This window comes from Corallococcus sp. CA047B, from assembly GCF_003612065.1.
Lineage (GTDB): Bacteria > Myxococcota > Myxococcia > Myxococcales > Myxococcaceae > Corallococcus > Corallococcus praedator.
This window is the reverse complement of the sequence record NZ_RAWD01000464.1, coordinates 1-5,718: the sequence shown is the minus strand read 5'-3', so window position 1 is coordinate 5,718 and position 5,718 is coordinate 1. Positions and strand designations below refer to the sequence as shown.

Sequence of the window (5,718 nt, the reverse complement as noted above, 5' to 3'; positions counted from 1 at the left end):
CATCGGCGGGGGCTCGCGGGAAGGGCGGGGACAAGCCGGCCGCGCCCGCGCCCCGGGGCATGAAGGGGTTCGTCTACTACTGGAAGGACCGTCGCCCGGAGGCGAGCGCGTCGTACCTCGTGGGCATGGATCATCTCCGGGGGGGCAACGCGACGCAGGCGCAGTCGGAGTTCCGGCGCTGCGTGGAGGTGGATGCGGCCTCCGTGCTGTGTCACCTGGAGCTGGGGCGGATGGGGGCGCGCAAGGGGCAGGCCCGGGAGGCCCGCGAGCACTACCAGCGCTACCTGGACCTGGAGCCGCAGGGAGACGACGCGGCCGAGGCGCGCAAGTACCTCGCGGGCGGGAGGAAGACCCGGTAGCCCGGCGCCCCGCGATGTTCCTCGTCCTGTCCAAGGTGTTGGATCTGCTGCTCTCCCCGCTCACCTGGGCGCTGTTCCTGGGCGTGGGGAGCCTGCTGTGGCGCAGGCGGGTGCGCGTGTCGGTGGCGCTCCAGCTCGCGTCGCTCGCGGTGCTGTACGCCTTCTCCATCGAGCCCGTGGTGGCGCTGCTCACGCGGGCGACGGAGGGCGGCGCGGTGAGCACCTTCCGGAAGGAGACGGTCTACGACGCGGTCATCCTGCTGGGCGGAGGGCTGGACGCGGCGGCCACGGAGCGCTCGGGGCAGCCGGAGTACAACGCCGCGCCGGAGCGGATCATGCGCGGCTTCGAGCTGCTGCGGGACGGACGCGCGAAGCAGGTGCTGCTGTCGGGCGGCACCCTGGACGCGAGGCCGGAGGCGGTGGTGGAGGCGGACGTGCTGGCCGGGCAGTTGGAGCACTGGGGCATCGCGCCCGAGCGCATCGTGAAGGAGGGCCGCAGCCGCAACACCCGCGAGAACGCGCTCAACGCCGTGCCCCTGGTGAGCGGGCACGGCTGGAAGTCCCTGCTGCTGGTGACGAGCGCCGCGCACCTGCCGAGGGCGGCGGGCTGCTTCGCGGCGGTGGGGATACGTGCGGACACGCTCGCGGTGGACGTGCGCTCCTCGCCCATTCCGCCAGGTCGCATGAGCTGGCTGCCGCGCGCGGGAGGGCTCAGTCAGAGCACGGACATGCTGCGCGAATTGGCGGGGCGCGTGGTGTACCGGCTGCGCGGGTGGACCGCGCCGTAGCATCGCTTCGCGGCTTCAACGGCAGGGCACGCGGACCGCTCGGATGCGAGGAGCCCTCCCCACGGCTTCGCTACTTCATCGACGGTGGTGCGCGCAGGCCGCCTGGAGGCGCGCCCACCAGCGCGATGCGGCCCTGGGGCTTCGCTTTCGGCGCGGGCTTGCCGGTGCTGAAGGCCCCGGTGAGCGCGTCCCAGGGTGACGGGAGGTCCTTGCTCGCCGGAAGCTGGGGCAGCTCCTTGAGCATCGTGTAGCCGTCGTTGCCCGAGGCCACGAAGCTCAGCGTGGCCAGCCGGTACACCGCCGCGTCGTCCAGCGTCCGGCCGCGCACCTCCACCTTGGTGATGCGGTCTCCCGGCGGCTTGCGCAGGTCGTAGGTGAAGCGCATGCCGGACACCTGAGGGAAGCGGCCGGGCGGCTTGCCGTCCACGCTGCTCAGGCTGACGCCGTTCTCCAGCGCCGCGCGCAGCGTCGTCCCCGTCACCTCCAGCACCACCAGCTCGTTGCGGTAGGGCATGAGCGAGTACAGCTCCCGCCGCGTCATCTTCCCCGCGGGCAGCACCCGGTCCGCGCGCACGGCGCCCCCGTTGACGAGCGCCACGTCCGCGCCCGTGGCCTCGCGGAACGTGTCCGCCAGGAACGAGCCCAGGTTCGTCTCACCCAGCCGGTTCTGCGCGCTGCGTGCATCCAGCGCCACCGGCGAGCGGCCAATCCGCTCCGCCAGCGTGGCGAGCAGCGGCGCGTAGGCCTTCATCTGTTCGTTGAAGGCCGCGTCGTCCGGCACCTTCGCGGTGATGGGCAGCACCTTCCACGCCAGCTTCTTCACCGCGCCCGTCTTCGCATCCAGGTCCAGCGTGAGCCGGCCCAGGTCCACCGCATCCTCGTCCAGCTTGAAGATGGGCGTGCCCGCGACGGTCTCCTCCACGCGGTCATGGTCGTGCCCGCCGATGATGACGTCCACGCGCACGCACTTGGCCAGCTCCCGGTCCTGCTCCACCGCCAGGTGCGTGAGCGCCACGACGAACTGGGCCCCGGCCGCGCGCACCTCGTCCACGGAGCGCTTCGCCGCCTCGCAGTACGGCGTGATGCGCGTGTCCTTGCCCGGCTTGGACGAGTTCTGCGTCTCCGGCAGCACCACGCCGAAGATGCCCACCTTCACGCCGCCCACCTCGCGCACGTCCCACGCCTTCATCCCGTCGAACACCTGGCCCGACTTCACGCTCATCACGTTGGCGCCCAGCCACGGGAAGCGCGACTGCTGGATGCGCGAGCGCAGCACGTCATCCCCGAAGTCGAACTCGTGGTTGCCCACCACCGCGTAGTCCACGCCGAGCGCGTTCCACGCGTCGATCATCTGCCGGCCCTTGAGCGCCTCGCCCGCCACCTCCGCGGAGGACTCCACCGAGGGAGAGATCGTGTCCCCCGCCATCAGCGTGAGGACGTTCGGGGACTCCTTCAGCGCCTGCTTTCGCAGCGTGGCCACGCGCGACAGGCCGCCCCGGTTCTGGGACGTGGGCTGGAACTGGTACACGTCGTTGAGGTGCAGCAGGGTGATGCGGACGGTGTCCCCGGCGGGTGCGGGCGTCGGCGTCGGTGCGGCGGCTCCAGCGGAGTGGGCGGCCAGCACCAGCGCGAGCGGCAGGAGCGCGGCCCGGGCGCGCACGGTCATCTTCGTCATCAAGGGTCGTTCTCTTGCGGGGGCACGGGGGAGCGCCAATTCCACTCGGCGTAGCGCACTCGGCGCATGAAGGCGAGCGGACCGGATTTGGCGCAACGCGCAAGGCACGCGTCCAACTTCCCGGAGGAAGAAGGGCATCCAACCGACCGCGTGCTTCCCCGTCAGACGGTGTAGCGCCGGCCCTGCACCAGCGGTTCAATGACGCTGGTGCTCGCGTCGAAACCGTCCGGGTAGTGGATGAGGCGCATCTTCGCTCGCGTCGTTTCAGGCAGCGCGGCGAGCTTCTCGTAGGGCGTGTGCACGCCGTAGTTGGTCTCGTGGATGACGAGGTCCGCCTCCGACAACCAGGCAATGAGGCCCTCGTCGAACGCCGTGTCCGCGCTGTAGCCCAGGCACCTGCCGCCCGCGCGGATGCGGAACGCGGTGGTGGGCACGTGGTGGTAGGTGAAGCGGCACTCGATCTCGAACGGGCCGTGGCGCACCGAGCGCTCCAGGTGCAGCGGCGTGTGCGTGAAGTAGTCCTCGAAGTGCTTGTGGCTGGGGCCCGCGCCCTGCTGCTCGATGAGGCACTCCATGCCCGCGGCCAGGTGTCCTTCCCACAGCCGGCGTGTGACGCTCGGGTGCGCGAGCAGCTCCATCTTCCGCTGCAGCACGAAGAAGGAGAAGTACGCCAGGCTCTCCAGGCCGGAGGCATGGTCCGCGTGCAGGTGCGTGAGGGCCACGGCGCTGACGCGGTCCACGTCCAGCGCCACGCCGGAGGACTCGGACGCCTCGCGCATCATCTTGCGGATGGGGTGCGGACAGTCCAGCAGCAGCACCTGGCCTTCCGCCTCCAGCGCGAGGCACGACGAGTAGTACAGCGCGGAGAACGCATCACCGACGCCGAGGGGAACGAAGGACAGGCTCATGGGTGGCTCCGGAGGGAAGACGTCAGCCGCTCGCGCAGCATCGCGACGACGGCGGGAGGGCAGTAGGCGGACACGTCCTCGCCGCGCGCGACGCGCTCCTTGAGGGCGCTGCTGGACACCTCGGCCAGGTGCGCCTCGGCGGGGAGAAAGAGGGTGGAGATTTCAGGCGCGAGCGCGCGGTTCATCTGCGCGAGCTCCGTCTCGAACTGGGCATCGGTGGCGCCCCGCACGCCGCGCAGGAGCACGCTCGCGCCAATCTCCCGCGCCAGCTCGACGATGAGCCCCTCGGTGTGCGTGACGGTGACGTTGGGGTGCCGGGCCACCGCGCCCTGCACCAGCGCCACGCGTTCCGAAGCGGTCAGCAGCGTTTGCTTGTTCGGGTTGACCGCCACCACCACCACCACGTGGCTGAAGAGGCGCGCGGCCTGACGCACCACCGACAGGTGCCCCGCGGTGACAGGGTCGAAGCTGCCGGCATAGAGCGCGATGGTCATCACGACACCCCACGAACAGTCCCGGCCGTGCGGGCCCGGAAGGAAGGAAACCGCCACGACGTCGAGCCGAAGCGCGTCATGCGTCGTCCCGGACCAGGGGCCCCGCCGCATCCAGCAGCCCCGCCGCCATGCGCTTCACGGTGCCCGCCGCGGACCCCGGAGGCACGAGCCCCGGCGCGCTCGCGGAGAGCACGAAGTAGCCCTGGATGGCGGCGAACAGGCCCGCGGCCAGGGGGCGCGCCCGGCGCTTGCCCACCACCGCCGCGACGAGCGACTCCAACTGCTCCAGGTCCGCGCGCACCACCGCTTCGTACGCGACGCGCACTTCCGGCTGCCGGATGGCCTCCGCGCTGATGGTGACCCAGCCCGACACCGCCGCCACGTCCGAGTCCGGCCCGGTGGCGAGGAATGCGTCCACGAACGCGTCCAGCCGCCCCCGCGCGTCGTCCGCCGCGAGCCTCGAGGTCCGGGTGGCGAAGCGCTGCCGCGCGCGCGAGGCCAGCGAGCCCACCAGCGTCAGGAGGATCTCCTGCTTGTCCTTGAAGTGGTAGTGCACCAGCCCCGCGCTCAGGTTCGCGGCCCGGGCAATCTCCGCCACCGACGCGCCCTCGTACCCGCGCTCGGCCATGGCCTTGAGCAGCCCGGCGACAATCTGTTCCCGGCGCGCTTCGGTGTTGGAGGGACGGGGCATGGGCGATTTGTTTCTAGGTTGGGTGACCAACTTATAAACAGCGCCAGCGCGGACGTCAACCCGACCCGGGGGACGGGTCGGGAGGAGGCGCCAGGGAAGGGCAGGGGCCTAGAAGGTCAGCAGGGAGGTGACCTTGTCGGGGCCCAGCCGCTTCGCGCCCTCCAGGAAGTCGAGCGTGATGAGGAAGCTGAAGCCGACGAGCTGCCCGCCCAGGCGGCTGACGAGCCGGGCGGTGGCGTCCGCGGTGCCTCCGGTGGCGAGCACGTCATCCACGACGAGGATGCGCTCGTCCTTGAGGATGGCGTCCTCGTGCATCTCCACACCGTCCGCGCCGTACTCCAGGGAGTAGCGCTCGATGATGCGGCGGTGGGGCAGCTTGCCGGGCTTGCGGGCGGGGACGAAGCCCGCGTCCAGCGCCAGCGCCATGGGGGCGCCCAGCAGGAAGCCGCGCGACTCCACGCCCACGACCTTGGTGATGTGCTTTCCCCGGAAGGGCGCGGACATGGCGTTGACGACGCGGCCATAGAGGCGCGGGTCGGCCAGCATGGGGGTGATGTCCTTGAAGACGATGCCGGGCTTGGGGAAGTCCGGCACGTCGCGCAGGACGGCCTGGAGGTCGGAGACGAGCGTGGGGTCGAAGGACATGGAAGGGGGCTCTCCGGGAGGACGACGGTCAGTGCGGGTGCCAGCACCCTGGGCTTCCTGGGCTTCCAGGTGTCCGAGGCGGCCCGTGTCCCCGGCGCCGGGAGCGGCCGGCCGGGCGTGCCCCTGGACGGGGGCGCCTGGGGGAAGGGGCCGGAAGG

The 5,718-nt window shown here is 71.3% G+C and carries 7 protein-coding genes; 2 read left to right on the top strand and 5 right to left on the bottom strand.

The features are described from left to right. Together D7X74_RS38930 and D7X74_RS38925 are read left to right on the top strand one after the other, a co-directional pair. Nucleotides 1-359: lipopolysaccharide assembly protein LapB (locus tag D7X74_RS38930; protein ID WP_147446846.1), on the top strand; the 359-nt coding region annotated here is incomplete at its 5' end. 14 nt (nucleotides 360-373) lie between these two features. Further along, complete coding sequence (locus D7X74_RS38925; RefSeq protein ID WP_120538008.1) at nucleotides 374-1,147, top strand: YdcF family protein; 774 nt, start codon at nucleotides 374-376, stop codon at nucleotides 1,145-1,147. Between the two features lie 70 nt (nucleotides 1,148-1,217). Here D7X74_RS38925 and D7X74_RS38920 read toward each other — a convergent pair whose 3' ends face one another. From D7X74_RS38920 to D7X74_RS38900, 5 genes are all read right to left on the bottom strand, one after another. Further along, the gene (locus D7X74_RS38920) at nucleotides 1,218-2,822 is read right to left on the bottom strand and encodes a bifunctional UDP-sugar hydrolase/5'-nucleotidase (protein WP_120538007.1); all 1,605 of its coding nucleotides are present in this window, start codon (nucleotides 2,820-2,822) and stop codon (nucleotides 1,218-1,220) included. Between the two features lie 161 nt (nucleotides 2,823-2,983). Then, nucleotides 2,984-3,730, bottom strand: a complete 747-nt coding sequence (locus D7X74_RS38915; RefSeq protein ID WP_120538006.1) for an MBL fold metallo-hydrolase — start codon at nucleotides 3,728-3,730, stop codon at nucleotides 2,984-2,986. Continuing rightward, a complete protein-coding gene (gene coaD, locus D7X74_RS38910) occupies nucleotides 3,727-4,224 on the bottom strand; it encodes a pantetheine-phosphate adenylyltransferase (RefSeq protein WP_120538010.1) in 498 nt (165 codons plus the stop codon). Before coaD ends, D7X74_RS38915 begins: the two co-directional genes overlap by 4 nt. Before the next feature lie 76 nt (nucleotides 4,225-4,300). Beyond that, nucleotides 4,301-4,915 carry a TetR/AcrR family transcriptional regulator gene (locus D7X74_RS38905; RefSeq protein ID WP_120538005.1) on the bottom strand — a complete coding sequence of 205 codons (615 nt, stop codon included), beginning with the start codon at nucleotides 4,913-4,915 and terminating at the stop codon, nucleotides 4,301-4,303. 108 nt (nucleotides 4,916-5,023) lie between these two features. After that, nucleotides 5,024-5,560, bottom strand: a complete 537-nt coding sequence (locus D7X74_RS38900; RefSeq protein ID WP_120538004.1) for an adenine phosphoribosyltransferase — start codon at nucleotides 5,558-5,560, stop codon at nucleotides 5,024-5,026. Between the last annotated feature and the right edge of the window lie 158 nt (nucleotides 5,561-5,718).

What these genes read in the sequence shown, in the direction of transcription:
- D7X74_RS38925 (WP_120538008.1), top strand. Translation starts at nt 374, where the DNA reads ATGTTCCTCGTCCTGTCCAAGGTGTTGGATCTGCTGCTCTCCCCGCTC.
- D7X74_RS38920 (WP_120538007.1), bottom strand. Translation starts at nt 2,822, where the DNA reads ATGACGAAGATGACCGTGCGCGCCCGGGCCGCGCTCCTGCCGCTCGCG.
- D7X74_RS38915 (WP_120538006.1), bottom strand. Translation starts at nt 3,730, where the DNA reads ATGAGCCTGTCCTTCGTTCCCCTCGGCGTCGGTGATGCGTTCTCCGCG.
- coaD (WP_120538010.1), bottom strand. Translation starts at nt 4,224, where the DNA reads ATGACCATCGCGCTCTATGCCGGCAGCTTCGACCCTGTCACCGCGGGG.
- D7X74_RS38905 (WP_120538005.1), bottom strand. Translation starts at nt 4,915, where the DNA reads ATGCCCCGTCCCTCCAACACCGAAGCGCGCCGGGAACAGATTGTCGCC.
- D7X74_RS38900 (WP_120538004.1), bottom strand. Translation starts at nt 5,560, where the DNA reads ATGTCCTTCGACCCCACGCTCGTCTCCGACCTCCAGGCCGTCCTGCGC.